The sequence below is a fragment of the Methylobacterium sp. E-065 genome (assembly GCF_022829605.1).
Classification (GTDB): domain Bacteria; phylum Pseudomonadota; class Alphaproteobacteria; order Rhizobiales; family Beijerinckiaceae; genus Methylobacterium.
Genome location: NZ_JAKSYD010000245.1, coordinates 1 through 564, shown reverse-complemented (window position 1 = coordinate 564; position 564 = coordinate 1). Strand labels below are relative to the sequence as shown.

General features: G+C 71.6%; 1 pseudogene. It reads left to right on the top strand.

Annotated features, from left to right (window positions below):
* Positions 1-269, top strand: a pseudogene (locus tag MKK84_RS28335) (epimerase); the annotation flags it as partial.
* Between the last annotated feature and the right edge of the window lie 295 nt (positions 270-564).

The following is a 564-nucleotide window of genomic DNA, read 5'->3' as shown; positions in this document are numbered from 1 at the left end:
ACGGCAGCGTGTTCAACATCAGCTCCGGTGTGCCGCGCACGATCGCCAGCGTGCTCGAGGATCTGCGCGCTCGGGCGCGGGTGCCGTTCGAGATCCGGATCGCCCCCGAGCGGGTGCGCCCGACCGAGATCCCCGTTGCGGCCGGCGATGCCGGGCTTTTGCGCGCCATGACGGGCTGGCGGCCACGGATTGCCTGGGACGCCGCTGTGAACCGGGTGCTGGACGACGGGCGGGCGCGGCTGGGGGGCGTTTACACCTCTCAAACTTGAGCGCGGGTTCCCCTCGCCCCGCTTGCGGGGAGAGGCCCGAACGGACCTCGTCGTCCGTGCGGGAAGCGGAGGCGAAGCCGCAGCGGCGGTGAGGGGGCGATTCCGGAAGAGACTTATACTTTCGAGCCCCCTCACCTTCGGCTGCCGCCTCGCCGCGCTCCCCGACGAGGGGGAGACGCGGCCCTCTCCCCGCAAGCGGGGCGAGGGGTTTCTCGCCCTCAACCCTGGCGTTCAGTCTGCAAGCCCCAGAGGTGGAAGGGCGGGAGATGCGCCTCGGCCCCTACCGCACCACCCC